General features: G+C 59.8%; 24 protein-coding genes. 9 read left to right on the top strand and 15 right to left on the bottom strand.

Annotated features, from left to right (window positions below; genetic code table 11):
- Positions 1-373: 373 nt before the first annotated feature.
- Positions 374-2,752 carry an ExeM/NucH family extracellular endonuclease gene (locus tag NW855_RS02475; RefSeq protein ID WP_414508301.1) on the top strand — a complete coding sequence of 793 codons (2,379 nt, stop codon included), beginning with the start codon at positions 374-376 and terminating at the stop codon, positions 2,750-2,752.
- 140 nt (positions 2,753-2,892) lie between these two features.
- Here NW855_RS02475 and cbiD read toward each other — a convergent pair whose 3' ends face one another.
- Positions 2,893-4,011 carry a cobalt-precorrin-5B (C(1))-methyltransferase CbiD gene (gene cbiD, locus NW855_RS02480; RefSeq protein WP_011429040.1) on the bottom strand — a complete coding sequence of 373 codons (1,119 nt, stop codon included), beginning with the start codon at positions 4,009-4,011 and terminating at the stop codon, positions 2,893-2,895.
- Between the two features lie 223 nt (positions 4,012-4,234).
- Here cbiD and NW855_RS02485 point away from each other — a divergent pair, with 223 nt between their 5' ends.
- Positions 4,235-4,588: a hypothetical protein gene (locus NW855_RS02485; RefSeq protein ID WP_011429041.1), complete on the top strand. Its 354-nt coding sequence runs from the start codon at positions 4,235-4,237 to the stop codon at positions 4,586-4,588.
- Position 4,589: 1 nt separating this feature from the next.
- On the opposite strand, the gene def is transcribed toward NW855_RS02485, so the two are convergent.
- The 4 genes from def to NW855_RS02505 all read right to left on the bottom strand — a co-directional run bounded on the left by def (position 4,590) and on the right by NW855_RS02505 (position 6,463).
- Positions 4,590-5,186 (bottom strand): peptide deformylase, encoded by a 597-nt coding sequence (def, locus tag NW855_RS02490; RefSeq protein WP_099812609.1) that lies wholly within the window; start codon positions 5,184-5,186, stop codon positions 4,590-4,592.
- Positions 5,187-5,645: 459 nt separating this feature from the next.
- A complete protein-coding gene (locus NW855_RS02495; protein ID WP_011429043.1) occupies positions 5,646-5,957 on the bottom strand; it encodes a DUF3593 domain-containing protein in 312 nt (103 codons plus the stop codon).
- 3 nt (positions 5,958-5,960) lie between these two features.
- Complete coding sequence (locus NW855_RS02500; protein WP_011429044.1) at positions 5,961-6,287, bottom strand: DUF2499 domain-containing protein; 327 nt, start codon at positions 6,285-6,287, stop codon at positions 5,961-5,963.
- Positions 6,287-6,463, bottom strand: a complete 177-nt coding sequence (locus NW855_RS02505; protein WP_011429045.1) for an NblA/ycf18 family protein — start codon at positions 6,461-6,463, stop codon at positions 6,287-6,289. The genes NW855_RS02500 and NW855_RS02505 overlap by 1 nt, the downstream gene beginning before the upstream one ends.
- Positions 6,464-6,842: 379 nt before the next feature.
- Between NW855_RS02505 and NW855_RS02510 the strand changes: the two genes are divergently transcribed.
- The 3 genes from NW855_RS02510 to NW855_RS02520 all read left to right on the top strand — a co-directional run bounded on the left by NW855_RS02510 (position 6,843) and on the right by NW855_RS02520 (position 9,105).
- Positions 6,843-7,094 (top strand): RNA recognition motif domain-containing protein, encoded by a 252-nt coding sequence (locus NW855_RS02510; protein ID WP_011429047.1) that lies wholly within the window; start codon positions 6,843-6,845, stop codon positions 7,092-7,094.
- 118 nt (positions 7,095-7,212) lie between these two features.
- Positions 7,213-8,517, top strand: a complete 1,305-nt coding sequence (locus tag NW855_RS02515; RefSeq protein WP_414402923.1) for a metallophosphoesterase family protein — start codon at positions 7,213-7,215, stop codon at positions 8,515-8,517.
- Between the two features lie 342 nt (positions 8,518-8,859).
- Complete coding sequence (locus NW855_RS02520) at positions 8,860-9,105, top strand: GlsB/YeaQ/YmgE family stress response membrane protein (protein ID WP_414395007.1); 246 nt, start codon at positions 8,860-8,862, stop codon at positions 9,103-9,105.
- 249 nt (positions 9,106-9,354) lie between these two features.
- Here the strand turns inward: NW855_RS02520 and speA are convergent, their stop codons facing one another.
- Positions 9,355-11,280: a biosynthetic arginine decarboxylase gene (gene speA, locus NW855_RS02525; RefSeq protein ID WP_414508302.1), complete on the bottom strand. Its 1,926-nt coding sequence runs from the start codon at positions 11,278-11,280 to the stop codon at positions 9,355-9,357.
- Between the two features lie 458 nt (positions 11,281-11,738).
- Between speA and pstS the strand changes: the two genes are divergently transcribed.
- The 3 genes from pstS to NW855_RS02540 all read left to right on the top strand — a co-directional run bounded on the left by pstS (position 11,739) and on the right by NW855_RS02540 (position 16,124).
- Positions 11,739-12,821, top strand: coding sequence for a phosphate ABC transporter substrate-binding protein PstS (gene pstS / locus NW855_RS02530; protein ID WP_414402833.1), 1,083 nt, complete (start codon positions 11,739-11,741; stop codon positions 12,819-12,821).
- A 249-nt stretch (positions 12,822-13,070) separates the two neighbouring features.
- Positions 13,071-14,957, top strand: coding sequence for a molecular chaperone DnaK (gene dnaK, locus NW855_RS02535; protein ID WP_414402832.1), 1,887 nt, complete (start codon positions 13,071-13,073; stop codon positions 14,955-14,957).
- A 198-nt stretch (positions 14,958-15,155) separates the two neighbouring features.
- A complete protein-coding gene (locus NW855_RS02540) occupies positions 15,156-16,124 on the top strand; it encodes a DnaJ C-terminal domain-containing protein (RefSeq protein WP_011429053.1) in 969 nt (322 codons plus the stop codon).
- Here the strand turns inward: NW855_RS02540 and NW855_RS02545 are convergent.
- Positions 16,121-17,446, bottom strand: coding sequence for a (Fe-S)-binding protein (locus tag NW855_RS02545; protein ID WP_414508303.1), 1,326 nt, complete (start codon positions 17,444-17,446; stop codon positions 16,121-16,123). The two genes, NW855_RS02540 and NW855_RS02545, sit on opposite strands and share 4 nt — an antisense overlap.
- Before the next feature lie 220 nt (positions 17,447-17,666).
- Here NW855_RS02545 and NW855_RS02550 point away from each other — a divergent pair, with 220 nt between their 5' ends.
- Positions 17,667-17,987: a hypothetical protein gene (locus tag NW855_RS02550; RefSeq protein WP_011429055.1), complete on the top strand. Its 321-nt coding sequence runs from the start codon at positions 17,667-17,669 to the stop codon at positions 17,985-17,987.
- Here NW855_RS02550 and NW855_RS02555 read toward each other — a convergent pair.
- The 8 genes from NW855_RS02555 to NW855_RS02590 form a co-directional block, all read right to left on the bottom strand.
- Positions 17,984-19,864: an AMP-dependent synthetase/ligase gene (locus tag NW855_RS02555; protein WP_414508304.1), complete on the bottom strand. Its 1,881-nt coding sequence runs from the start codon at positions 19,862-19,864 to the stop codon at positions 17,984-17,986. The two genes, NW855_RS02550 and NW855_RS02555, sit on opposite strands and share 4 nt — an antisense overlap.
- A 393-nt stretch (positions 19,865-20,257) precedes the next feature.
- Positions 20,258-20,515, bottom strand: coding sequence for a CRISPR-associated endonuclease Cas2 (cas2, locus tag NW855_RS02560; protein ID WP_240527297.1), 258 nt, complete (start codon positions 20,513-20,515; stop codon positions 20,258-20,260).
- A gap of 8 nt (positions 20,516-20,523) precedes the next feature.
- Positions 20,524-20,787, bottom strand: a complete 264-nt coding sequence (locus tag NW855_RS02565) for a hypothetical protein (protein WP_414508305.1) — start codon at positions 20,785-20,787, stop codon at positions 20,524-20,526.
- 163 nt (positions 20,788-20,950) lie between these two features.
- Positions 20,951-22,540, bottom strand: coding sequence for a glycosyltransferase family 39 protein (locus tag NW855_RS02570; RefSeq protein ID WP_011429058.1), 1,590 nt, complete (start codon positions 22,538-22,540; stop codon positions 20,951-20,953).
- 96 nt (positions 22,541-22,636) lie between these two features.
- A complete protein-coding gene (locus NW855_RS02575; RefSeq protein WP_414402828.1) occupies positions 22,637-23,272 on the bottom strand; it encodes a hypothetical protein in 636 nt (211 codons plus the stop codon).
- A 188-nt stretch (positions 23,273-23,460) separates the two neighbouring features.
- A complete protein-coding gene (locus NW855_RS02580) occupies positions 23,461-23,754 on the bottom strand; it encodes a Uma2 family endonuclease (RefSeq protein ID WP_011429059.1) in 294 nt (97 codons plus the stop codon).
- A 312-nt stretch (positions 23,755-24,066) separates the two neighbouring features.
- On the bottom strand, positions 24,067-24,639 hold the full coding sequence (locus tag NW855_RS02585; RefSeq protein ID WP_414508306.1) for a Uma2 family endonuclease: 573 nt from the start codon (positions 24,637-24,639) through the stop codon (positions 24,067-24,069).
- Positions 24,640-24,657: 18 nt separating this feature from the next.
- Positions 24,658-25,230, bottom strand: coding sequence for a Uma2 family endonuclease (locus NW855_RS02590; RefSeq protein ID WP_414508307.1), 573 nt, complete (start codon positions 25,228-25,230; stop codon positions 24,658-24,660).
- Positions 25,231-25,534 lie beyond the last annotated feature (304 nt).

Genomic DNA, 25,534 nt, shown 5'->3' on the forward strand with positions numbered 1-25,534 from the left:
CTTTCTCTCCTTCCTCTTGAATACCTGTACCCTATTTTAAATTAAAAGGCTGTAATTTGAACCAAATACCAAATAGAGGATGATTTTCCGAGTTCTTAATAACTGCCTCTTTACCCAAATTCTCTGCTGAGAGTGGTATCAGTAGTTGCGGTAAAAATGGGATCCCCGAAGGAGGAGTGTGCGGATGTGGGTTAGGGCTGCTCTGCGCCGTGCTGCGCAACTGATGGCAGCGTTAATGTTTTGCCTAGTGCTCTCAGTTTCTCCTTTACCCACCCCGACAGCCACGCCCACCGCAACACCGACAGCGACGCCGACTGCAACACCCACGCCGACGCCGACACCTCCTTTAGGAGCCTGTGATCCGAACGCCAACGTGACCCCGATTGGCACTGTCCAAGGCACTGGCTTCGCTTCGCCGCTGGTAGACCAAACTGTTACCGTTTCCGGGATCGTGGTGGGAGACTTTGAGAACGAAGGAGTAGCCAACCAAACCTATCTTCAGGGCTACTACCTGCAGGATGATGGCGACGGCAACCCGGCCACTTCCGATGGCATCTTCGTTTTCAGCGGTACGGCCAACAACGTCAGCCTGGGGGATAGGGTACAGGTGACGGGGAGAGTGGCCGAGTTTCGCCAGCAAACTCAGATCTCCAACGTTACCAACTTCACTATCTGCAGCTCCAACAATCCCCTGCCATCTCCGGTTCAGATCGCTCTGCCGCTAACTCCCGAGCAGCGGGAAGCTCTGGAGGGCATGCTGGTTACCTTCGGCAACCAGCCCCTGTTTGTAACCGACTCTTTCCTGCTGGGACGCCACGGGGAGCTGAGTGTAGCCACAGAGCGGTTGTTCACCCCCACGCAAATTGCGGATCCCAGCCAAGCGGCCGCCCTCCAGGAAGAGAACAACCGCAAACGGATCCGCATCGATGACCGGCTGCTCACCCAAAACCCGGATCCGGTTATCTATCCCACTCCTGGCGGTCTCAGCGCTGCCAACACGGTGCGGGGCGGGGATCGCGTCAGCAACATCGTTGGGATCATGACTCAGTTACGGGGCCGGAACGTCGCTGGCGACGTGGATGCCACCATCGACTACCGCATCCACCCCAACGATCCCAGCAACTTGCCGACGTTTCAGTCCGTCAACCCTCGCCCGCAAACTCCACCCGCGGTAGGCGGATCCCTGAAGGTGGCCAGCTTCAATCTGTTCAACTACTTCAACACCTTCGGCAACATTTGCTTCCCCAACAATTCCGAGTGTCGAGGGGCCAGGAACGCCGCAGAGTTCACCCGCCAGCGGGACAAGATCATCGAGGCGATTCGCCGCATGGACGCCGATATTGTGGGCCTGAACGAGCTGGAAAACGACGGCTATGGCCCGAACAGCTCCATCCAAGATTTGGTGAACGGTCTCAACCAGGTCATGGGGCCGGGAACCTACGCTTTTGTGGATGTAGGGGTAGCCAACCTAGGCGGTGATGCCATTACCAATGGTTTCATCTATAAGCCGGCTACGGTTGAAATTGCGCCTGGCACCAACCCCGCCTTTCTGGATACCGGGGAACTCACCCAAGATCCCTCGCTTCGTCGCCACCGCCCTCCCTTGGCCGTCACCTTCCGGCAGAAGAGCAACAACGCCATCTTCACGGTGGTGGTCAACCACTTGAAGTCGAAGGGATCCCCCTGTGATCCTGTCGACAACGATCCCTTCCAGGGCAATTGCAACGGCAACCGCAGGCGGGCTGCCCAGGAAATCCTGAACTGGTTGTCCACCAACCCCACCGGCTCCACCGATCCGGATGTGCTGATTATCGGGGATCTCAACGCCTACGCCAAGGAAGACCCGATCAAAGTCTTGGAGGAGGGCGGATTTACCAACCTCAACGGCCCCAACAGCTATTCCTTCAGCTTCCAAGGTCAGTGGGGATCCCTGGATCACGCCTTGGCCAACGCCAGCTTGAGGCCGCAAGTGACCGGGTCGGCCAAGTGGCACATCAACGCCGACGAGCCAGTGAGCCTGGACTACACCACGAGCTTCAAGAGCGCCTCACAGCAGAGCCTCTTTTACGCCCCGGATCCCTTCCGTTCTTCCGATCACGACCCGGTGATCGTCGGCTTGAACCTGACGCCGACGCCAACCGAAACCCAGACCCTAACCCCCACCCCGACCCCAACGCAAACCCCGACCCCTACACCGACGCCGACCCCAACGCCCACGCCAACTCCAACACCAACACCTCCTCCAGTTAACCTGCCTCTAACCGAAGACTTTGACAACTGCAACCCCGCTCCCGCTGGCTGGCAGATTGTGGATGTGGATGGCGACACCACCCGCTCTTGGCGCTGCGTCAATTCCTATGCCGAGGCCAACGCCTTCGGCGGCCAGCAACCGGGTGATGATTGGCTGATTACTCCGCCTCTGAACCTGGCTTCGGCCAACAACCCGGTTCTGACCTTCCGCAATCAGAGTTCCTTTACCGATAGCGGCGTTCCTTTTCCGCAACTAAGCGTTCTTTACTCCACCGATTACAACGGTGCGGGCACTCCGGCGGCGGTGCAGGCAGCCACTTGGACGGCCCTGACGATTCCCAATCCCTCTACAGGCCAATTTGTGGATTCTGGAAACATTTCTCTATCTGGGATCCAACCTCCTGGCCGTGTTTACATTGCCTTCCGCTATCGGTCTTCTGGCACAACTTCTGGCAGAGCCACTCGCTGGCGGGTGGATACGGTTAGGATTGCCGGGAATTAGGACTGGGATCCAAGTGCCAAACTGACTTCGATGGGCAGGAGCTGGGGGAGCGGCTTTGCTTCTCCAGCTTTCTTTTGCTCGCTTTTTTCCCTGAAAAGGGAGCCATATCAGGATTGGGGTAGGGTGGCGGCGTCCTTGTCTCAATCGAGACGACCTGGGATCCCCGCCTGAGCGCAGACCTGGCCCTGGCGATCGAACAGGGTTACCTGCACCGGCAGGGATCGAGCGGCATACTTTTGCACATAGGCTGTCGCCCGCTGGCGGATTTGTCGGGAAAGCTCCTGCAGCACCGGCTCTGCCCAGCCCAGATCCTTCAGATACTGCACCGCTGCCTCTACCGTCCTCAGCTCCAGCACCTGCCGCGCCTGCTCGGCTGTTCCCCCGCAGCGGATGAGGGCTGCCGCCAAGATCTCCAGGCGGGCATCGGCCACATGGCTGGAAGTGGTGAAAATGCCCCCCGCCAGCTTGATCAACTTGCCGTGGTAGCCGATCAAATGAATCGAGTCTGCCCCTCGCAATGCCGCTTCCACCAGCAGCGGCCCGATCCAATTGGCCACCAGTAGAATTTGTTCTGCTGGGATCCCTTGCCGCAAGGCCACCTGCTGCCCATGGCTGCCCACGCAAAAGGCCAGATGCCGGTGGTTGGCCAATTTCTGTTGCAATTCGCGGCGGGCCCGCTCCAGGCTCTCGGCACTGGCAGAAGGCTCCACCTCGGCCCGCGTTCCCAAGAGAGCCAGTCCCTCCAGCACCCCAAACGCCGCATTGGAAGTCCGCTCCGCCAAGAGTTTTCCCTCCGGCAAGATGATGCGCACCCGCAGGCGATACCCATCCGGGATCCCAGGCGAAAGATTGATCTCAAACAGGCGCCGAGCGTAAGCATAGATGGCCGGGCTGCCATCAGCATGCCGCCCCAGCCCCTCTCCCGCTTCCAGGAGCAAAGGCGGAGTGGCGGGATCCCGTTCCTCCAAGCCCACCCAGGCCCAGACCGGCGTGTTGCGGGTGAGATCCAGATGAGGGCCGGGATCCGAACGGGTAATGGCCAAAGCGGTGTTCTCCGAGAGAGCAGCCACCTGCTCCACTGGGATCCGGATGCAAACATCAGGGAACTGGGGCTCCACCTGCACTGCAATGACAGGATGAGCGCCGTCCTGCTCCAAAGGGATCCCCAGAAGGCGGCGGAGAGCGGCTTTAGCAGCAGCCACCGCAAACACGGGCAAGGTATAGCCCTGTTGTGACGAGGGGGGAACCGCATCCTGCATTTTTTGCCTGGAAATAGAGAGGAACCTGCTCTGGAAAAAACTTTGGAGAGAGCCTGTCTCAATTGTGGCCGACGCCAGCCAGCAGGACTGGCTTGATAGGGCAAACTCCTGAAGCCGACTTTAGTGCTCCAACCGCGTAATCGTTAAATGATCTGGGGGAAGAAGGGGAGGAGCGAGAACTTATCTCTTTCAATGAAAGTAAAGAGTCAGAACCGGGGCAGCTATGAGCGAAACCTTGCAGCACTATTTTGAGCGTCTGGAGTTGCAAATTCAGGAGCTGAAAGCTGCCATCGAGCGGATGCCGGAGCAGGTGGCGGCTGCTCTCCTGGCAAAGCAGGAGGCTAAAAAAAATGCCCCCGCCCCCTCCCGTTACAGCGTTCTCACCTCAGACTTGGTGGAAGATGGGAGCCACAACTTTTTGCTGGAGGAGGATCCCCCTGTAGTAAGCAACCGCAGCCCGGCGTATGAACTTGCTCCTGAAGCCCAGATCCAGCGCCTGAGCGCCCAGCTAACCGCTGCCTACAACCGCATTGCTGCTCTAGAAGAACAGCTCTTGGCGCAGCGCCTGCGGCAATGACCTAGCGAGGTTTCGGTGGAGGGGTGGCAAGTGTGCTGTTTTTGCGCTGCACATCTTGCATCTGGAAGCCGTGCTTGCGCAGCTCCTGATCCAACAGCAGCTCGTTTTCCACGTGATCCACAAACAGCACACCGTTGAGGTGATCGATTTCGTGTTGGATAACCCGCGCCAGCAGGTCGTCGGCTTGGAGGGTGCGGGGCCGCCCGGTTTCGTCCTTAAACGAAACCACCACCCCCTGCGGCCGCATGACCTCGCAGAAGACGCCCGGAATGCTAAGGCAGCCTTCCTGGCCGGCTACAACTTCGCCGAGGTACTCGCGGATCTCCGGGTTGATCAGCACCAGCGGTGGCACTTCCGGCTTATCGGGATAGAGATCTACCACAATCAAGCGCTTGGGAATGCCCACCTGGGGAGCTGCCAGGCCAATGCCATCGGCGCTGTACATCGTCTGCAGCATGTCTCGCGCCAACTGGCGGATCTCGTCGTTGACCTGGCTGACGCGCTTGGCCGGCTGCCGCAGCACCTTGTCACCCATGCGATGGATGCGCAGAGGCGGGTTTTTCAGCTTGGCTTTGGGGACAGAAAGGGTGGCCACCATCCGGCAGGTCTCTCAGAATAAACAACAGCAGACATCCCGTCTGGACTTCCATTCTACATTCAGTCCAAGCCGTGCCGAAGCGATGCGTCTGCTGTTCAGCTCCCCTCTGCCTCTGCCAGAGAAGCTGGGAATAGTTGCGTCAGCAGCACGGAGTGCTTGGGCTCGGCAGCGGGTAGGGCCGAAGGACTGGCTCGGGCTTGTTTGCAATCACCAAAACCTTGGCGGCGCAGGCCCCGTCCTCCCCCTTTCCCCCCGTATACGGGAGGATGCAAGGGGGGCTGGGGATCAGCCGCCTTCTATGCCATGTTCGCCAGCCCCACCCCGTTTGGGGAGGGTGCAGCGTTGTCAGTATCTGGGCTTAGGTCCAGGTTGGGGTTATGGCCTCCCCCACAAACATATGGCAGTCTCCCGCCCCTGTAGCTCGCGACAAGCGAGAAAGAATCCGGACTGGGGAGAAGGTCAATACAACTCGGAGCTGTCTTCCTCGACCTCTGGGGATCCCTGTTGGTCAATGGCTTGCTTGAAGCCCAGGGCCACCAGAATGTTGGAGAGGGTGAGGAAAGCCTCTGCTCCCCCATGCAAGGGATCCACATTGGCCAGGGAAGTGCCGTAATGCAGTTGGGCATACAACCCTGCCGGGATGCTGACGGCCACAAACAGTAGCAGCAGCCAAAACCCGATCAAAGCCAGGCGCGGGATCCGGCGGAGCCGCGACAGGAAAAACAAGAAGGCCAAATAGGGAAATAGAGAAAGGGCAAACAAACTGTCCATCGCCTAGCTTGGATCCCTCCTCCCAAGGGACTGATCCGCCTGCTCCGCCCGCCAAATGCGGTAGGCAGCCCAGGCCAGAGTGCAATTGCCCAGAAGTGTCAAGCTCGCCTGGGCAGTTACCACCCAGTTGAGGGCGGGATCGTTGTCAAACCAGTGCCAGGTAATGGCACACATTGCCCCCACCAGAGCAGGCAACATCGCCCAGCTCAAGCCGCGCCACTCTGGCCGGCCCGTTCGCTCCCCAAACTGCCACACGCAAACAATGGCCGCCAGCCATTCCAAGACGCTGGCAATGTGAATCCACCAGGTGGGAAACGAAAGGGCGTGCATCAAACCTCAAGAGAATGGCGCAGCAACTGGCGGTAGGTGGCCTCCTGCAACAGCATTTGCTTGTGCAGCTTGACCAGGATGTCCTTGGCCTGCTCAGGGCTCATGCGAGCTACCAGCGTCTCGAAAGCCCGCTGGCGAAATTCTTGCTCCAGAGAGAGACCTAGCGTTTCCTCCATTGTCGTCACCTTGAGACTCTTAGGGTAGGTGAGAGACTCGCGCTAGGATATCCCAGCGCTGCTCCCAACAAGCACTGCAAGCAGGACAATACATATCTTAACAATCTAGTTTAACAAGTTGCAACAAAACGACAAGGGCCTCCGGATACCGGTCGAGCCAGAGCTGGAGGGGAAACTCAACAAAGGAGCGGGAAAAGTACACGCCCGTAAAGTTTGACAAAAGCACATTTTGGATGGGAAAGTGCGAAGATTTTTGAGCGGCGATCCCTTTACATCCTGTCATGTTGTGCGATTAGGCGGGGCCCCGTGATAAAAGTGAAGTACCTTGAGCTTTGGTTGCCGCTCTTTCCGATTCGCGCCTTGCTTTGCTTGAATTGCCATGACCATTTTTGTGGGAAACCTAAACTATAAAGCCTCAACAGAAGAGCTAGCAGCTTTCTTCCAGCAGAGGTGGAACGTTAAGTCGGTTACAATCCCGATAGACCGAGAAACGGGCCAGACACGGGGCTTCGCGTTTGTGGATTTGGCCACGGAGGCCGAGGAAGAGGAGGCCATCGACGTCGCCAACGGCCAGGAATTTATGGGCCGACCTTTGCGTTTGGATCGAGCCAGGCCGCGCCGACAGGCTTAGCTTCAGCGGGGATTCCTCATCTGACTCCGAGTGGGGTGCCAATCCAAAAGTTGGCAAGGCAGGCAAACGGCGGGCAGGAGTGAGGGCAACGGATGGAAGGGCTTCAAGGCTGCTTGAGATGGTGAAGCTGCTGCATTTTTCCGATATTCATTTGGGCAGTGGCTTGGCCTACGGCTCCATCAACCCAGCTACGGGGCTGAACACGCGTTTGGAGGATTTTGTCGCTTCTTTGCGCCTATGCATTGATCATGCCCTCGATCAGGCTGTGGATCTGGTGCTGTTTGGGGGCGATGCCTTTCCCGACGCGACGCCGCCGCCGCTGCACCAAGAGCTCTTTGCCCAACAATTTCGCCGCCTGGCCGATGCCCGGATCCCGACCGTTCTCTTGGTGGGCAACCACGACCAGTACGGGCAGGGGCAAGAGGGCAACAGCTTGGCCATCTACCGCGCTCTGGGGGTGGCGGGATTCGTTGTGGGGGATCGGCTGCAGACCCATTGGATTGAAACTCGCAGCGGCCCGGTGCAGGTGACCACCTTGCCTTGGCTAAACCGCTCCACCCTGCTTGCCCGCCAGGAGAGCCTGGATCTCAATGCCGAAGTATTCACTCAGCAGCTCCTGCAGCGCCTCGATCTGGCTCTGGAAGGGGAGATCCGCACTTTGCAGCCAGGGATCCCGGCGATTTTGTTGGCCCATGTGATGGTGGATACAGCCCGCTACGGGACGGAGCGGCATCTTTCGGTGGGCAAGGGAGTGACGGTGCCCCTGTCGCTGCTGGCGCGGCCCGCCTACCAATACGTGGCTTTGGGTCATGTGCACCGTCACCAGGTGTTGTGTCGGGATCCCTTGGTAATCTATCCCGGCAGCATTGAGCGAGTCGACTTTGGGGAGGAACAAGAGGAAAAAGGTTGTGTGTTGGCAGAGGTGACGGCCACGGGGGCGAGCTACGAATTTTTGCCCTTGCCCACCCGCACCTTTCACTCCATCCGCCTTGATCTCACCCCCTATCCCCCCCAAGAGGTGCAGGCCAAACTGCTGGAGGCCATTGCCAAGGCCCCTGTACCCGGCTCCATCCTGCGCCTGATCTACCGCCTCCGCCCTGACCAGCTCGATTGCGTTGACGAGCGGACCCTGCACCAGGCCCTCGCCCCTGCCTTCAGCTATACTCTCGTCCCAGACGTGGTCAGCCCCAGCCGCATTCGCCTGCCGGCCCTGGATCCCAGTTGTCTAGAGCCCCTGACGGCCCTGGAGCACTATCTGGCCGACCGCAGCGATCTGGCCCCCTTGCGCAACGAGTTGCTGGCGGCTGCCCGTCAGTTGCTGGCGGAAGCAGCAGATCCCTTGCCGGAAGGGAATGCCAACGAGGAGGAGGTGGATCCTCCAAGCCCCGCCGACTGGGAAGAGCAGCAATTGCCCTTGTTCTAGGGCTCTGCCTCCATTGCTTTGACCTTTGTCGGTCAGAGGTGGGGAGCAGGGCCGCTTCTAAAGAACCTTTGCCGCGTGATCCGGATCACTTCGGGAGGGGGGGGGAAACGGCAGAGACTGGAACTGGGTTGAAGTCGTTGGCAACGACGCTCTCAGCTCACTTCCAGGGAACTAACCTAGGCTGGCAGATCTCACCCTGCCAGTCTTTCCTTTTGTAGAGCTGGGGAGCCGTGGAAAGCAAGGGATCCCTGCAGTTATCATGTCACTGCCAGGCTCTGTCTCGACTTCGAAAGAAGCTGGAGGTGGAGTGGATTTGTCTCGAGAAAAGAAGGAGCAAAGGGCATGGAAAGCGTACTGAGATCTCTAGTGATCGGGGCAATTGCCGGTTGGCTGGCAGGGTCTATCCAGCGCGGCTACGGTTTTGGCCTGATCGGTAACATCATTGTCGGCATTTGCGGAGCAGTTGTAGGAGAATACCTTTTTAACTTGCTCGGCTTATGGGCTACAGGTCTGCTGGGGAAATTGTTGATGGCAACCGTTGGGGCTTTGGTTTTGTTGGCGTTGGTCAACTTTCTTCGCCGGGCTTGAGAGTACGTTGCCAGCGGGCAGGGATAGCTGGCGTGACGCTGCTTTTTTTGGTTGGCTGTGGATCAAACCCGTGTCTAGCTCAGGTTGCCGGGTAAGGAGCACCTCTGCTCAGGCCGGCAGCTGTCCAATGAGAAAAAGGGGGCCATAGAGCCCACCCCTTCCGTGACCTACTCCCGGCACTGAGGACAGCGCAGATCTCAGCTACCCCCACCACCCCCACGAGCTAAAGCCGGGATGGCAGAGGGGCAGCTAGCGGTGCAGGTAAGTGTAGGCCCGCAGGTTGTCTTCAAAGTGCTGCTGCAGCGCCCTAGCCTGCTCTAGAGTGATCTGCCCCCTTTGTAGCGCGGCTTCAGTGGCGTGGTGCAGGGCTTCCACCAGGTCTTCGCTGGTGTATTGCACCCAGCTCAGCACCTCAGCAATCGTGTCTCCCTTGATCACTTGGGAGACGTGATAGCCGCCAGGACGGGTGCGGACATGCACCGCGTTGGTGTCGCCAAAGAGGTTGTGCAGATCCCCCAGGATCTCCTGGTAGGCACCTCCCAAGAACACCCCCAGCAGGTAGGGCTGCCCGTCGGGATCATGCAGCGGCAAGACCGAGGTGATTTGGCCGTCTTCGCCAAAGAAGCGGTTGATCTTGCCGTCGCTGTCGCAGGTTAGATCCGCCAAGGTAGCCCATTGGCGCGGCTCCTCCTCCAGACGGTGGATGGGCATGATGGGAAAGACCTGGCCGATGGCCCAGCTATCCGGCAGGGACTGGAACAGGGAGAAATTGCCGTAGTAGATGCTGGCCAGCATCTCGTCCAGCTCCAGGAGATCTACAGCCACGGGCTGTCCTGCCTGGTACTGCTCGTAGGCCAAGGTGCAGATCTTGTCGGAGCAGTTCCAAAACAGCCGCTCCACCTCGGCCCGCTCCTGCAAGCTGAGGGATCCCTCGGTAAATTGGCGCAGGGCGGCCTCTTTCAGCTCCTGGCAGCGGCGATAGTCGGCCACCAGGGTCTCGGGCCGGATCTCGTAGTAGAGCTGGTTCAGCTTTTGGATCACCTCAGCATCGGAGGTGAGCTGGGTGGGCATGGGGTAGGGGCTGGCGGCGTTGACATCCTGGATGTCGAAGACCAGCACCGACTGGTGGGACATCAGGGCCCGCCCGCTTTCGGTCACCAGCACCGGCGGCTGGATCCCGTGCGGCTGCAGGGCGGTCAGCACCGTCTGCACCACGGTGGCGGCGTAATCTTCCAGGCTGTAGCTCTGGGAAAAGTGGCTGGTGGACTGGGATCCGTCGTAATCGACCCCCAAGCCGCCGCCGACATCCAGATAGCCCATCGGCGCCCCCAGCTTGACCAGCTCGATGTAGATCTGGCTGGCCTCCCGCACGGCCCGCCCATGCACGCTCACCATCGAGATCTGCGAGCCGATGTGGTAGTGCAACAGGCGCAGACAGTGCAGCTTGCCGACTTCCCGCAGCCGCTCCACCACCTGCAACATCTCGGTGGCCGTGAGGCCGAACTTGGCCCGATCCCCAGCCGAGGTGCCCCAGCGGCCACTGCCCTGGGCGGACAGCTTGGCCCGCACCCCCAAGATGGGGTCAATGCCCAGTTGGTCGGCAGCTTGCAGCACCAGCTCCAGCTCTTGCAGCCGTTCCAGGACGATGATGGGGGTGCGCCCCAGCCGCTGGGCCAAGAGGGCCGTTTCCATAAAGTCGCGGTCTTTGTAGCCGTTGCAGATCAACAAAGCCCCAGGTGTATCCAGCAGAGCCAGGGCGATCAACAGCTCCGGCTTGGATCCCGCCTCCAGGCCAAAGTGGTAGGCACGGCCGTGCTTGACCACCTCTTCCACCAGGTGGCGCTGCTGGTTCACCTTGACCGGGTAAACCCCTCGGTAGACGTTGGGGTAGCCAAAGCGCTCGATGGCCTGCTGAAAGCTCTCACAAATCCGCCGCATGCGGTCGGCCACGATCTCGGGAAAGCGAATCAACAAAGGCAACTGCAAACCCCGCGCCACCAGATCCGTTACCAGGTGGTACAGGTCGATGCCCCCTTCCTGCTGCTGTGAGCCCTTTGGGGTTACCTCCACATGACCGGCGGCGTTGATACGGAAGTAGGGATCCCCCCAACCAGAAATGCGATAGAGCTTTTCGCTGTCTCGCAGTGTCCAGGGAGAACGAGTCAAAGTCGGCATAGTAGTCCCCCAGATACCGAGATGTGAACAGCGCAGGATTTCTGCACAGAACCCACAATATATTGCCCTATTCCAAGATATGTCAAGATTTTTCCAAGGCAGGGGGGATCCGGCCCCAAACCGGCTAAGCCTTGCCAGATAAGGCTTTGGCCTGAGGATCCCTCTGCAGTTGCTGCAGAACTCAACTCTCTCGTTCTCTTTTTTTCGCTGTTTTTCTTTGTTTTTCTCGCTCAAGCTTCGTTTTTTACTCTGGATCCAGAAGCGGGGTTGGGATCCCAACTGTTGCCCAAGAGCGCAGCGAATCCTGCAAGGATCGGCGACAAGTTGGTGGAGGGAAGAAGCTGCCTTTTGCGGAAGGTTGTCCCCTCTGGTGCTTCCCAGAGCTCAGGATGGCCACCCTTGACAGGGCTCCGTAGGCAAGACAAGGATCGGGGCGGAGAGCTTGGAGCGCCTCAGCTATGGTGCAACTGCCCCGCCTTCGCCGCCGAGAAATGCTGCTGTCGTTGCTGGCTGCTGCTGGCCTGAGCGCCTGCCAAAGGGGATCCCGTTCTGGGCAGGCTGGCCCTGTTGCCGACAGCCAGCTTGCCGCTGAGACCTTGTTGATCAACGGGGCCGGGGCCACCTTCCCGGCTCCCCTGTATTTGCGCTGGTTTTCCGACTACCGCCAGGTGGATCCCAAAGTCGAAATCAACTTCCAGCCGGTGGGCAGCGCCGCCGGCATCCGCCAATTTATCGACCAGACGGTGGACTTTGCCGCCAGCGACGTGGCCATGACCGATGCCGAAATTGCCGAAGTCAAGCGGGGCGTGGTCATGATCCCGATGACGGCAGGCAGCATTGCCGTCGGCTACAACCTGCCCGGGATCCGCTCCGGCCTCAAACTGTCCCGCTCGGTGTTGGTGCAGATCTTCCGCGGCCAAATTACCCAGTGGCGGGATCCGCAGATTTTGGCCCTCAACCCCGACCTGGAGATCCCCGACCTGCACATCGCCGTCTGCTACCGCTCCGACGGCAGCGGCACCACCGACACCTTTACCCGCCACCTGGCCGCCATCGACCCCACCTGGGCCTCCGAGATCGGCGTCGGCATGTCCCTGGAGTGGCCGGTGGGCATTGGGGTGAAAGGCAACGAAGGCATGAGCGCCCAGATGCTCCTCAGCGAAGGGGTGATCGGCTATGTGGAATCGGTCTATGCCCGCGACCTGGATCTGTCGGTGGCGGCCCTGGAAAACCGCCGCGGCGAGTTCGTCCTCCCCACCCCGGAAGCCTCGGCCCTGGCCCTGAGCGAAATCGAGCTGCCCGACAACCTGCGGGCTTTTGTGCCCGATCCCGCCGGCGCGGGGGCCTACCCCATCGTCACCTACACCTGGATCCTGGCCTACCGCCAGTATCGGGATCCCGCCATGGCCAACGCCCTGCGGGCAGTGCTGCGCTGGGCCCTCAGCGAGGGACAAGCTCTGGCCGCAGAGATGGGCTACCTGCCCTTGGCCGAAACCGTTGTAGCCCGCAGCCTGGAAGCCCTGCAGCTTATCCAGAGCTAGCCGCCCTTGCCCCAACCGGTCCTGGAAGCAAGGCCGCGGCAGGTACGGAGATCCGTAACTGTTCTGCCTTCCAGTCGCCAGAAATGGGCGGCATTCTCGCCCTGACCCAGATGCCCTGCTGGTTAGGATCGACCTAGGAAACGGCTAAATACCTGCTGAATTTTCACGGATTGGCTGCCCAAGCTACTTCATACAGCCTGGCGGCGGTAGCCGAGGTCACGTCTTGAACAAAAGGAGAACAAGGAGCCGATGGGAAAAGTTGTAGGAATTGACTTGGGCACAACCAACTCGGTTGTCGCCGTAATGGAGGGGGGTGTCCCCACCGTCATCGCCAATGCTGAGGGTACTCGCACCACACCCTCGGTGGTCGCCTTCACCAAAGATGGGGAGCGCCTGGTGGGCCAGATGGCCCGTCGCCAAGCAGTGCTCAACCCCGAGAACACTTTTTACTCGGTCAAGCGGTTCATCGGGCGCAAGTACGATGAGCTGAACGTCGATGCCAAGCGGGTCTCCTACCAGGTGCGGCGGGATGAGCGGGGCAATGTCAAGTTGTACTCACCCCGCATGAACAAGGAATTTGCCCCCGAAGAGATCTCGGCCATGGTGCTGCGCAAGCTGGTAGAAGACGCCAGCCGCTACCTAGGCCAACCGGTCACCCAAGCCGTCATTACTGTCCCGGCCTACTTTAACGACTCGCAGCGGCAGGCCACCAAAGATGCCGGGAGGATCGCCGGCTTGGAAGTGCTGCGCATCATCAACGAGCCGACGGCGGCTTCCTTGGCCTATGGCTTGGACAAGCGCAACAACGAGACCATCCTCGTCTTCGACTTGGGCGGTGGCACCTTCGACGTCTCCATTCTGGAGGTGGGGGATGGCGTCTTCGAGGTGAAGGCCACCAGCGGCGATACCCAGTTGGGTGGCGACGACTTCGACAAGAAGATCGTCGACTGGATGGCCGAAGAGTTCAAGCGAATGGAAGGGATCGACCTGCGGCAAGACCGGCAGGCCCTGCAGCGGCTGACGGAAGCCGCCGAGAAGGCCAAGATCGAGCTGTCCAGCGTCTCCGAGACTACCATCAACCTGCCCTTCATCACCGCCACGGCCGATGGTCCGAAGCACCTGGAGTTGAAGCTCTCCCGCGCCCAGTTTGAACACCTCTGCGCCGACTTGCTGGAGCGCTGCAAAGGGCCGGTGGAGCAGGCCCTGCGGGATGCCAAGCTCACCAAGGCCGACATCAACGAAGTGGTGCTGGTGGGCGGCTCCACCCGCATCCCGGCGGTGCAGCGGCTGGTGAAGGAGCTGCTGGGCAAAGAGCCCAACCAAACTGTCAACCCCGACGAGGTGGTGGCCGTGGGTGCTGCCATCCAAGCTGGCGTGCTGGCGGGCGAGGTCAAAGACGTGCTGTTGCTGGATGTCACCCCCTTGTCTTTGGGGGTGGAAACCCTGGGCGGTATCGCCACCAAGCTGATCCCGCGCAACACCACCATCCCCACCCGCAAGTCGGAGATTTTCTCCACCGCCGAAGATGGGCAGACCTCGGTGGAAATCCACGTGGTGCAAGGGGAGCGGGAGTTGGCTCGCGACAACAAGTCCCTGGGCCGCTTCAAGCTGGACGGGATCCCGCCGGCTCCCCGCGGTGTGCCGCAGATCGAGGTGACCTTCGACATCGACGCCAACGGCATCCTCAAAGTGACGGCCAGAGACAAGGGCAGCGGCAAGGAGCAGAGCATTTCCATTACCGGCGCCTCCACGCTGGATAGCAAAGAGGTGGAGCGCATGATCGCCGAGGCGGAAAAATACGCTGCCGAAGACCGCGCCCGCCGCGAGAAAATCGAGCGCCGCAACAAGGCCGACTCGCTGGCCTACCAGGCTGAGCGGCAGTTGAAGGAGCTGGGAGACAAGGTCTCCGCCAGCAAGCGCAGCCAAATCGAGACCCTGGTGCGAGAGCTGCGGGAGGCCATCCAGCGGGACGACGACAGCGCCATCCAGAGCAAAGAGCGGGAGCTGCAAGAGGCCCTCTACGCCATGAGCAGCGAGCTCTATCAGCAGCCCGGCGCCGCTTCCAGCTCCACCTCTGGGACAACCTCCGGCGGCAGCGACGACGTCATCGACGCCGACTTCACCGAGAGCAAGTAACGACAATGGGATCCCCCTGGGGCCCGCAGGGCGGATCCCGCCTTTGTCTGGAGCATCGATAATGGGGAGGGACGGGATGGGCGATAGCGTCTAGCCCGCCTCTTTCTCTTTTCGTCAACAGGTCAGAGGGAGGGATCCCTTGATGCCTGGCCTCTTGGTTTTCTGACCCTTCTCAGTGACTTGCCTGCGGACGCCTCCATGCAAAATTTCAAGGACTACTACAAGATTTTGGGGGTCAGCCAGACGGCCACCGCCGACGAGATCAAGCAGGCCTATCGGCGCCTGGCCCGAAAATATCACCCGGATGTTAACCCGAACAACAAAGCTGCCGAAGAGAAGTTTAAGGAGATCAACGAAGCCTACGAAGTTCTCTCGGATCCCGGCAAACGCAGGCAATACGACCAATTTGGCCAGTACCACCAGCAGGGCGGGTTCCGCTACCGGCGGGATACCTACAGCCAGCCTTACAGCAGCAGCCCTTTTGGCGACAGCTCCTTCAGCGAAGACTTTGGGGGAAGCGGTTTTGGCAGTGGCGTCGATTTCAGCCAATTTGAGGATTTTCAAGACTTCATCGATCAACTGCTGGGCCGGGTGCGCAACTCAGGTGCGGATCGCAGCAGTAGCTCCGCCGGCAACGCCAACTACGATGCGGAGGCCACCATCCAGCTCACCATTCCCGAAGCTTTTGAAGGGGGCAGACGCCGCCTACGGGTGGGCGGGGATCGCGTGCTCGAGGTCAACATCCCAGCAGGGATGACGCCAGGGAAGCGGATTCGCCTGCGCGGCCAAGGCCACCCCAAACCCAACGGCGGCGCCGGCGACCTGTACCTCAAGATCGAGCTGAAGGAGCACCCCTTCTACCGCCTTGAGGGGTTTGACGTCTACTGCGATTTGCCCATCAGCCCCAGCGAGGCCGTCTTGGGCGCCCAGGTGGAGGTGCCCACCTTGGATGGAGTGGTGAAGCTGCGGATCCCACCCGGCATGCAGCCGGGGCGAAAGTTGCGCTTGGCAGAGAGGGGTTTTCCCAAGGGCAATGGAGAGCGGGGCGATTTCTACGCGGTAGTTCAGATCTATTTGCCCACCCGTGTTTCGGAGGAGGAGCGGGAGCTCTACGAAAAGCTGCAGCGGGTTCAGTCCTATGATCCCCGTGCCGCCCTCAAGCTCTAGCTAGAAGGAGGAGTGGGCGGTCGGAGAGCGCGATCCAGGAGTTCCATCGGGTGATAAATGGGGATCCCGGCCTTGCCTTGCAGACGCAGGTGCTTCTGGAGCTGCAGGCGGCAGCCGATATTGGCGGAGACGATCCCCTGGGCGCCGGTGTTGAGCAGGTTGGCCACCTTCTGGGATCCCAGCTCGTCGGCCACCTCGGGCTGCAGCAGGTTGTAGACGCCGGAGCTGCCGCAGCAGAGGGCGGCATCGACAGGATCCCGCAGCTCCAGGCCCGGGATCTGCCGCAGCAGTTGGCGCGGCTCCTGGCTAAGGCGCTGCCCGTGCAGCATGTGACAGGCATCCTGATAGACCAGCACCAAGGGATCCGGCTGCAGCGGATGGAGAGGAGCGGTCAACCCCACCTGAGCAAGAAACTCCTGGATGTCCTTGACTTTGGCCGCAAACTGGGCTGCTTTCTCTTGGTAGTGGGGATCCTCACCCAGGATGTGGCCGTACTCCTTCAGCGTATGCCCGCAGCCAGAGGCAGTGATGAGAATGGCATCCAAGTCGTAGACAGCAAAAGCATCCACCATCTGGCGGGCCAGAGTTTTCGCCTGCTGCAATTGCCCTTGGTGGTGGGGCAAGGCTCCGCAACAGCCCTGGACAGGCGGGATCACCACCTCACAGCCATTGTGGGTTAAGACGCGCATACTGGCCTCATTTACCTGGGGGGCAAACAGGCGCTGCACACAGCCAAGAATCAGCCCCACGCGAAAACGGCGCTCGCCCACCGCCGGGATCCGCTCCGGGTAGCGCTTGGGCAGCAGTTGCCCCACCTCAAGAGGGGGCAAGAGGGATTCCATGGCCGCCAGGCGCGGGGAGACCTTCGCCAGCCCTTGGCGGATCCAGGCGCCGACCCCCATTTTTTGGTAGAGCCAAAGGGGCCAGAGCAGAGGCCGCAGCCGCGCCGGGTAGGGGAAGAGCCAGAAGATGAACTGGCGGTACAGCCAATCCCAAAGGTTGCGGCGGTGGTTGCGCTCGATCTGCGGGCGGGTGGCGGCGATCAGCCGGTCGTAGCGCACCCCCGAAGGACAGGCGGTAACGCAGGCCAGACAGCCCAGGCAGGTATCGAAATGGGAAACCACTGCTGCCGAGAGAGAGATTTGGCCTTGATTGAGGGCGTCCATCTGGTAGATGCGCCCCCGCGGCGAGTCTGTCTCCTTGCCGAGGACGCGGTAGCTGGGGCAGGTGGTCAGACAAAACCCACAGTGCACACAGGCATCGATTAGCTTTGGATCCGGCGGATCCAGGCTGTCAAAACTCGGCCTTTTGGATGAGCTCATCGGCCTCGACCTATCGCGCTTTCAACACTTCATCACCCCCGTAAAGAGAGAATTGGCCGTTCGGGGATCCTGTCCCCTCCTTTTGCTTCCGGGGTTTTTTGCATCTTAATCTGGGAACAGAGCGTCTGAGACTTCTATCCAGATCCAAACGCTCTTTTCGTCCGTACTACCCTAGAGAAGGGACATACCCGGCCGATTTCTCCTCGTCGTTCATTTCCCAATGAAAGTGCAACACCTCTTCACCCCAGCTCTTGTGGGGGCAGCTCTCTCCAGTTTGAGCCTATCTGGAGCGGCTTTTGCCCAGGCCAACCTGCGGGAGCTGCCCCCCGATCTGGCCGAACAGCTCACTACAGAGCAGATCTTGCAAGCCTGCGCCGCCAACCAGGCAGACACCTTGCCCAGCCCCTTCCCAGACGTGGTGCCGACCGATTGGGCCTACAAGGCGGTGCTCACCCTCTACTACTGCGGCGCCTACCGGGGGGCCATTCCCCCGGAGACCTTCCGGCGCTACCTGGAGCAACAGCGGGGATCCCAAACTTAGCTCCCTGTCGGATACATCTCCTGGATGAGGTGGGCGTAGCGCTCGGCCACCGGGTTACGCTTAATTTTCAGCGTCTGGGTCATGAGGCCGTTTTCCACGCTCAGGGGCTCTGGCAAAAAGCGGAAGTCGGCAATTTGCTCGTGGGGCCGGTAGCCAGGACGCTCTTGGATGCGGGCCCGCACCTCCTGCAAAATCAACGTGCGCACCTGCGGGTGGCCCAAGAGCTCGGCCTCCGCAGCCGGGATCCCTTGCTCAGCGGCCCAAGCCTTAAGGGCATCGAGGTTGGGGTAGATGAGGGCGGCCAGTTTCTTTTGGTCTTGCCCGACGATCACAATCTGGCTGATGTAGGGAGATTGCAGGCAGGCATCTTCCAGTGGCTGTGGCTCGACATTTTCGCCGTTGAGCAACACGATCACGTCCTTGGCCCTGCCGGTGATCACCAGTTGGCCGTCGGGAGTGAGCCAGCCTAGATCCCCTGTTTCAAACCAGCCGTCGGGGCTGAGCACCTTGGCAGTCGCTTCCGGATTGTTGTAGTAGCCCATCATCACCTGCGGCCCCCGCGCCAGGATCAGCCCTTTTTCGCCAGGGGGCAACGGCTGCCGCGTCTCCGGATCCACGATGCGAAACTCCGTCCCTGGCAAGGGGGGGCCCGCCGTGCCGCGCACGTTGTTGTCAGGACGCCGCGCGCACAGCACCGGCGAGGTTTCCGTGAGGCCGTAGCCATTGAGGATGGAAATGCCCACCACCTCGTAAAACAGATCCAGGTAGGCGGGCAGGGATCCGCCGCCGCTGATGGCCTGTTGAAAATTGGGGCCCAAAGCCTGCCGCACCTTGCGGTAGATCAGCGCATCGGCCAGGCGGTGGACAGGCCAGAGCAGCCCCTGTTGCAGGCGGGCCCCCAGGCGCACCCACGGGCTGACGCCGTAGTGTAAAATCGACCGGTTGCCGGCAATCCGCCCGGCGAGCACGTAGCCTTCGCTGGCCGCCATCAAGGTGCGGATCAGCCGCTGCATCAGGGGGCTTTTTTCCTTAAATTGCCGCTGGATCCCTTCGTAAACGGTCTCCCAGATGCGGGGCACCGCCACCAGATAGTGGGGCTGCTCCTGTTGAAAATCTTGTTTGATAAAGCGGGGGCTGGTATAGACCAGCGTGCAGGCGCGACTAAGGAGAAAATACTCGCAAGCCCGCTCATAAGAGTGCCAAGTGGGCAGAATGCTCAACACCTTGTTCCCCGGTTGGGGCTGTACGACCGCGCCCAAGTTCTCCACCTGGTGCATGAGGTTGCCGTGGCTGAGCATCACCCCCTTGGGCTGACCGGAGGTCCCGGAAGTGTAGATGATGGTGGCCAACTGGGATCGCTCCAGCCGCGGCGGCTCGTAGCGGCGCTCCCGGCCTTTTTGCAGCCACTGAGAAAAATTCAATACCCCCGGCTCTTCTTCATCGGAAAGCAACAGCAGCCGCTCCAGGCCCAGCTCCTGCACAACCGGCCGCACCCGGCTTAGGGTCTTCGCATCCTGGGCAATCAAAGCGGTGCTGCCGGAATGGCGCAAAATGTAGCCCAGCTCCGCCGGATCCGCCACGGCGCTGCGCGGCACATTGACCGCTCCCGTAAACAGCGTGGCCAGATCTGCCATCAGCCAGCGGGGGGAATTGTCGGCAAAAATGGCCACCCGATCCCCAGGCCGAATGCCCAAAGCCTGCAAACCGGCAGCCAAGATCTGAATGCGGCGAAAGAGCTGCCCGTAAGAAATCTCAAAGACCGGCTGGGCATGGGGATCCCTGAGGGCAGTGTAATCGGCAAACTTTTCGGCCAGGACTTGCCAGATGTCGAGCAGCGTCGTCCCAGCGGGGGTAGCAGCAGCGGAGACAGTAGTCATAAATCTGTACCCTAAATCACATTTACAGTCTAGTAAACTTGGGCTTTTTCCCAAGACACCCCCAGGACAGTTCTCAATCTGTCACCAAATCCAACCCCTTCCCCTTGCGGGGAAAAGGTAGGGATCAACCCTACTCCCGGAAAAGCCTGAACTCATGAGGTTTTCAAGGTGCGCTCGCGAGGAAGTACCGAGACTTCCCGCCACAGATGTTAACCTCGCTTCCCCGAATAAGCGCAACTCAGAAAATTCGCTCTTTTGGGGACGTCATGCTGCATTTTCCCGCCAATCCCGGCAAAAGCTACTAGATCTTATGGCACCCGCAAAAAAAGCTAGCAATGGCTCCCCCCGATGGATCGGCCCCAAAACTTTACAGTCTCGGCTAAGCTGAGAACCTCACAAAATAAGGTAGTCCGGCGGCTCGTAGGGGAGAGGCCCGCCGAAGACCTTGGTACGTCGTTTGGCGGTGGCATCCAGAGGGTAGGCCTGCAGGCTATCTTCCTCGAGGTTGAGCAGAGGCAGCCACGACTTTTCCAGCTCGGCAGTGTCCAGGGGGCATTCAACAACGGAGTATTGCGCTCGCTGGCAGCACTGTTCCAGGCGCTTGGCCAACTGTTGTCGGCGCTTATCGTCCACCACGTCGTAGCAAACCAACCATAGCCTCAGCGCAGCTCCATTGCTTCGTACTCTAGGTTGCTGCTCACCAGGCAACGGCCCAGCCAGCGGGCTTGCTCCAGCACGATTTGGCTCAGGGCTAGGCGACGCGATTGCGGAGGGTAAAGCAAAGGCTCGCAGAAGCGGCGCTCCAGCTCACCCAAAAACAGCTTTTTGGCCAGGGATCCCATGCTCCATCCGGCGACGGCTCGCAGTCTTCCGGGGTGAGCAAGCCGGCCTTGATGAGTTGGCTTACCCAGCATTTCGCTCATCCCTCTCACAAAGGCCTCGGCCTAGATGCCCTTAGATTCGTCGTCAAAGTACCAGTATGCTTTCCTAGAGATCCAACCGAATAACCTTGCTGCCCAAAATTTGCCTAATGCTCTCCAGACTGTCTTTTCTTGCGTTGAACCCAAAGGTATCTCGCTGTGGCTGCTAGCGCAAGCGGGAGTAGGGACGGGGATAGGGTTGGCGCATCTGCCGAGCCAGGTACACCTGAAAGGTTTGCGCCACCGCGCCCGCCCGCCGCAGGGGAACCTCTGCCACTGGCTCAATTTGTTCAAAGTAGGTGCCGTAGACAGCCTGGATCCCTGCTCTTGGCCAAAACAGCTGGGAGGTGACCAGCAGCCCATCTTTGCCCAGCCAGTCTTCAGGTTGGGACCAAAAGGCAAAGCCGCGCAGATCTTCATCCAGGCAGGTGAGGGGCTTCTCCGTCAGCGGCGCCAAGGCCATGCCGATCTGCCCGCCCAAAAAGTAAACGTTGGTGAAGATAAAATCCGCCTCTGCAAGAGCCTGGGCCAAGCGGGGATCCGTCTGAAACTGCCGCCGCAACTGTTCGATGTCAATCAGCTGAGTCGAGGGATCCCGTTCCACCGGCCACAGGCCCAGCCCGCCGGGATCCTGGAGGAGGCCGTAGCGCACATGGGCCAGCCCCACTGCCACCAACAGGCCCACTGCCACCGCCGTCCCCGCCAAGAGCTGCCTTGCTCCTGGCCACCGTTCCCAGCGGGATCCCAACAGCAAGCTCAGCACCCAAAACCCCGGCATGGGCCAGGTGGGGAGGATGGGCCGGTAGCCTCCCATGAAGGTAAAAGCCAACACCAGCGGCAGCCCACAGGCCAAGATTAAAAGCTGTTTCAGCTCCTGATCCGTGAGGCGTCTTCCCTGAACCAGCGCCAGCCCCACCCGCCCACCCTCGGCCAAGCTCAGCCCCAGCAGAGGGATCCCCAAGGTCGGGAAAAGGTACCCCATCTCCTGCAGCACCGTCAGCCCCAGCTCCTGCAGTTGATACCCTGCCTCCGGCACTGCTCGCCCCCCCTGGAAGCGGAAGGAGACCCAATCCTGTTGGGTGTTCCAGATTAAAACGGGGCTGAAGGCCGCCAAAAACCCCACCACCGCCAAGAGCGCCCATCCCGACCGAAGAGCGCAGCGGTGGGCCGGGCTGAGCAGACAAAAGAGCACCAGGCCAAACCCCAGCGCCAGGCCGTGGTATTTGCCCAGGCAGGCCAGCCCCACCAAGAGCCCAATCAGCGCCAGCCGCGGCCCCGGTCGGTAGCGCGCTGCCCCATAGACCCCCAATTTCCCCTCCGCCAAGGGAGCCGGAAAAAACTCCTGGGCAGCCACCCACAGGGTTGCCGCCGTAAACACCATCAGCGGGCTATCCGGCAGGGTCAGCACCCCAAACCCAATCCAGAAAATGGGGGCGATGCTGATGGTTGCCAGGGTGATCAGCCCCGCCTGTGGCGAAAAAAGCCGCGTCGCCGTCAGGTAAAGCAACAGGGAAGAGCCGGTGTAGGCCAGCAGGGATCCCAGTCGAATCGAAAAAGCCGACACCTGCCCCGTCAAAACAGGCCCCAAGCCCGTTGTCCAGGCCACCAGCGGCGGATGGTCAAAATAGCTCCAGTCCAGATGGCGGGTGTAGAGGTAGTAGTAGGCTTCGTCAAAGCCCGGTGGCAACAGAGCAGCCACCAAGCAGCGCAGAAGCAGGCCCAGGCCCAAAATCCACAGAGCAGCTTTCGGCAGCACAGGGGATCCCCTTGAGCGTGTGGACAGGTGTTATTGTCTCAGCTTTGGCCAGACTTGTCCCCAAAAAACCAAGTGGGGGCTCAGAATAAACTGAGCCTAAGACGTTGCCTCCGGCAGCTTTACCGGACACCCCAAAAGCTGGCCCAATTGCTCTGCTTCCGCCCTTGCCTTGCTATCATCAGAACCAAAGCCTAGGTACAATAAAGGCTCTCCCAATGCCAAATTCACCTTCACCGAAAAATAACTATCGCCATCGGAATCTGTTGACCTCTCAACTACAACTTGCTGAACATCTCTGAAGGAATAAGCTTTCCGCCCCCTTATTCCAAAGGGAGTGAGGTGCTCCTCCAAGATCTGGTAGAAGGAGCGGTCAAAGGTCAGCCGACGGCTTCCTAGCTTAGGTATTAGCGATAGACCTACCATTCCTGCTGGGAGAGAAAGTAGAAGTGCAGCAAACAAATCTCCTGAGTTAAAACTATCGCTGGCCACCAAGAGCTGACTCTTTGCACTCATCCGAAACGATTGGATCTTGGTTGCCAGTTGTCGAGCGTCGCTCTCGCTGGCGGCTGACCAAGCTTTTGTTTCTCCTGCAGGAGTTATGAGAGTAACGTAGTAATAGGTTGTCTCGTCTCCTTCGGAGTCTGTTCGAGTTTCAGTTTTGACTCGGGCTCCTCTTACATCATAATAAAACTCGATCTGTTTTGGTAAAGGCAGCAGTGGTTGAAAGACCACTTCAGAGGTGACTGTATCCTGATCAAGCCGATGGCAAGTGAAACGGCGATCCCCCCTGAAAAAGCCAAATCAGGGAACACAAAGCCAGCGCCACAAAGAAAATAACGCCAGCAGCCACCAGCGGAACCCCAGGCTCTAGACAAACGCGCTTGCTGGGGGTTTGCTCTACACATCTCATCCCTATAGGCTTACCTCCGTCGGGATCCCTGGGCCTTGCCCTCATTATTGCTTGCTGGTGTGATACTTGACCGTTTTCCGGAATACAGAGCTTTGCTCATTTTGAGAGCAGAGTTGGGTTGCGAGATCCAGGGCAAAGCCAGAGAATCCTCTTGCAGATAAGCTGGGCGCTCCAGGACTTGTACTGGCTGGCCGGGACGATAGATGTAGATTCTTCGGCTTTCCGGGTCAATTAGCCAGCCCAGTTGGGCGCCGTTGTCGAGGTACTTCTGCAGCGTGGCTTGCAAAGCAACCAGATCGTCCACAGAGGAGCGTAATCCGAGCCTAGGAAGGCAAAGCGATGGCGCTCCTCGGAGGTAAGCTGTTCCGCTACGCAACGCTAAACAAAAACGAACTTTTGTAAGGACTTCGTCCCGCTTACGCGATCATAGATAGTAAGCAAAACCTTGAGGCTTTGCCTCAAGGAACTATCTAGAGGCATCTTGACAGCGCCTTTGCGAGTTCGTTTTTGAACTGCGTCAAAATCCCCCGCCTTTAGGCGGTGGGAGTGTCAAGTTCGTGGTTGCTGATAGCCATCGGTTAAGGGCTGGTGGAAAAAGAGGGCAGCTCGGGGCAGATTATTCCCAAACTAAGCTGAGATCGGCAACAAAGCCAGGGAGGGCGGGATCCCCTTCTAGGTAAGCTGGGCGCTCCAGAACTTGGACGGGCTGGCCGGGGCGATAGACGTAAACTCGCTGGCTTTCCGGGTCGATCAGCCAGCCCAGTTGGGATCCGTTCTCGAGGTACTCCTGCAGCTTGGCCTGCAAAGCAGCCAGGTCGTCGGAAGGGGATCGCAATTCCAGGACAAAATCCGGACACAGGGGGGCAAAGCGGCGGCGCTGCTCTGGAGTAAGCTGCTGCCAGCGCTCCTTGGCAATCCAGGCGGCATCGGGAGAGCGAATAGCCCCGTTGGGCAGGGCAAAACCCGTGGAGGAGTCGAAGACAAGTCCTAAGCTCGTGCGGCGGTTCCACTGCCAGAGCTGGCCCAGCAGGTCGGCATTGCGAAGTCCGCTCTCACTGCTGACAGGGGCCATGGCCACTAGCTCCCCTTTGGCGGTGCGCTCCAGGCGCAGCTCAGGGTTCTGCCGGCAGAGCTGTTCAAAGATTTCATCGGTCAACTCCAGGCTGGGCCGTAGGTTAAGCGCGATCATAGGCAAGTTCCCTGGGAACTATTCCCAGACTAGGGTGAGATCGGCAACAAAGCCAGGGAGGACGGGATCCCCTTCTAGGTAAGCTGGGCGCTCCAGAACTTGGACGGGCTGGCCGGGGCGATAGACGTAAACTCGCTGGCTTTCCGGGTCGATCAGCCAGCCCAGTTGGGATCCGTTCTCGAGGTACTCCTGCAGCTTGGCCTGCAAAGCAGCCAGGTCGTCGGAAGGGGATCGCAATTCCAGGACAAAATCCGGACACAGGGGGGCAAAGCGGCGGCGCTGCTCTGGAGTAAGCTGCTGCCAGCGCTCCTTGGCAATCCAGGCGGCATCGGGAGAGCGAATAGCCCCGTTGGGCAGGGCAAAACCCGTGGAGGAGTCGAAGACAAGTCCTAAGCTCGTGCGGCGGTTCCACTGCCAGAGCTGGCCCAGCAGGTCGGCATTGCGAAGTCCGCTCTCACTGCTGACAGGGGCCATGGCCACTAGCTCCCCTTTGGCGGTGCGCTCCAGGCGCAGCTCAGGGTTCTGCCGGCAGAGCTGTTCAAAGATTTCATCGGTCAACTCCAGGCTGGGCCGTAAGTTGAGGGAGATCACGGCCTTAGGGATCCCGTTTAGAGGATTTGAGGATGGGCTGGCGCTATTGTAGTCTTTTGGATCCCTCACCCCTAGCCCCTCTCCCACAGCCAGAGGGGAGGAAGTTGACACTCCCACCGCCTAAAGGCGGGGGATTCTTACGCAGTCCACAAAAGAACCCGTAACGGCGTTGTCAAAGCGCCTCTGGACAGTTCCTGAAGGCAAAGCCCCAAGGTTCTGCTGACTTTCTTAATCCGCCGGTTTCCGTAGTTCGGTCAAGCTTTTGCAACCAAAACCCCTGCGGCTTGTGAGTCTTGAGCCTAGC

Source organism: Synechococcus sp. RC10B2, assembly GCF_047502635.1.

Coding starts and splice junctions, on each gene's coding strand:
- NW855_RS02505 (WP_011429045.1), bottom strand. CDS start 6,463: ATGGAGGAAACGCTAGGTCTCTCTCTGGAGCAAGAATTTCGCCAGCGG.
- NW855_RS02495 (WP_011429043.1), bottom strand. CDS start 5,957: ATGGACAGTTTGTTTGCCCTTTCTCTATTTCCCTATTTGGCCTTCTTG.
- pstS (WP_414402833.1), top strand. CDS start 11,739: ATGGTGCAACTGCCCCGCCTTCGCCGCCGAGAAATGCTGCTGTCGTTG.
- speA (WP_414508302.1), bottom strand. CDS start 11,280: ATGCCGACTTTGACTCGTTCTCCCTGGACACTGCGAGACAGCGAAAAG.
- NW855_RS02545 (WP_414508303.1), bottom strand. CDS start 17,446: ATGAGCTCATCCAAAAGGCCGAGTTTTGACAGCCTGGATCCGCCGGAT.
- cbiD (WP_011429040.1), bottom strand. CDS start 4,011: ATGCAGGATGCGGTTCCCCCCTCGTCACAACAGGGCTATACCTTGCCC.
- NW855_RS02510 (WP_011429047.1), top strand. CDS start 6,843: ATGACCATTTTTGTGGGAAACCTAAACTATAAAGCCTCAACAGAAGAG.
- NW855_RS02515 (WP_414402923.1), top strand. CDS start 7,213: ATGGTGAAGCTGCTGCATTTTTCCGATATTCATTTGGGCAGTGGCTTG.
- NW855_RS02520 (WP_414395007.1), top strand. CDS start 8,860: ATGGAAAGCGTACTGAGATCTCTAGTGATCGGGGCAATTGCCGGTTGG.
- NW855_RS02555 (WP_414508304.1), bottom strand. CDS start 19,864: ATGACTACTGTCTCCGCTGCTGCTACCCCCGCTGGGACGACGCTGCTC.
- def (WP_099812609.1), bottom strand. CDS start 5,186: ATGGTGGCCACCCTTTCTGTCCCCAAAGCCAAGCTGAAAAACCCGCCT.
- NW855_RS02485 (WP_011429041.1), top strand. CDS start 4,235: ATGAGCGAAACCTTGCAGCACTATTTTGAGCGTCTGGAGTTGCAAATT.
- NW855_RS02565 (WP_414508305.1), bottom strand. CDS start 20,787: ATGAGCGAAATGCTGGGTAAGCCAACTCATCAAGGCCGGCTTGCTCAC.
- NW855_RS02540 (WP_011429053.1), top strand. CDS start 15,156: ATGCAAAATTTCAAGGACTACTACAAGATTTTGGGGGTCAGCCAGACG.
- dnaK (WP_414402832.1), top strand. CDS start 13,071: ATGGGAAAAGTTGTAGGAATTGACTTGGGCACAACCAACTCGGTTGTC.
- NW855_RS02585 (WP_414508306.1), bottom strand. CDS start 24,639: ATGATCGCGCTTAACCTACGGCCCAGCCTGGAGTTGACCGATGAAATC.
- NW855_RS02500 (WP_011429044.1), bottom strand. CDS start 6,287: ATGCACGCCCTTTCGTTTCCCACCTGGTGGATTCACATTGCCAGCGTC.
- NW855_RS02550 (WP_011429055.1), top strand. CDS start 17,667: ATGAAAGTGCAACACCTCTTCACCCCAGCTCTTGTGGGGGCAGCTCTC.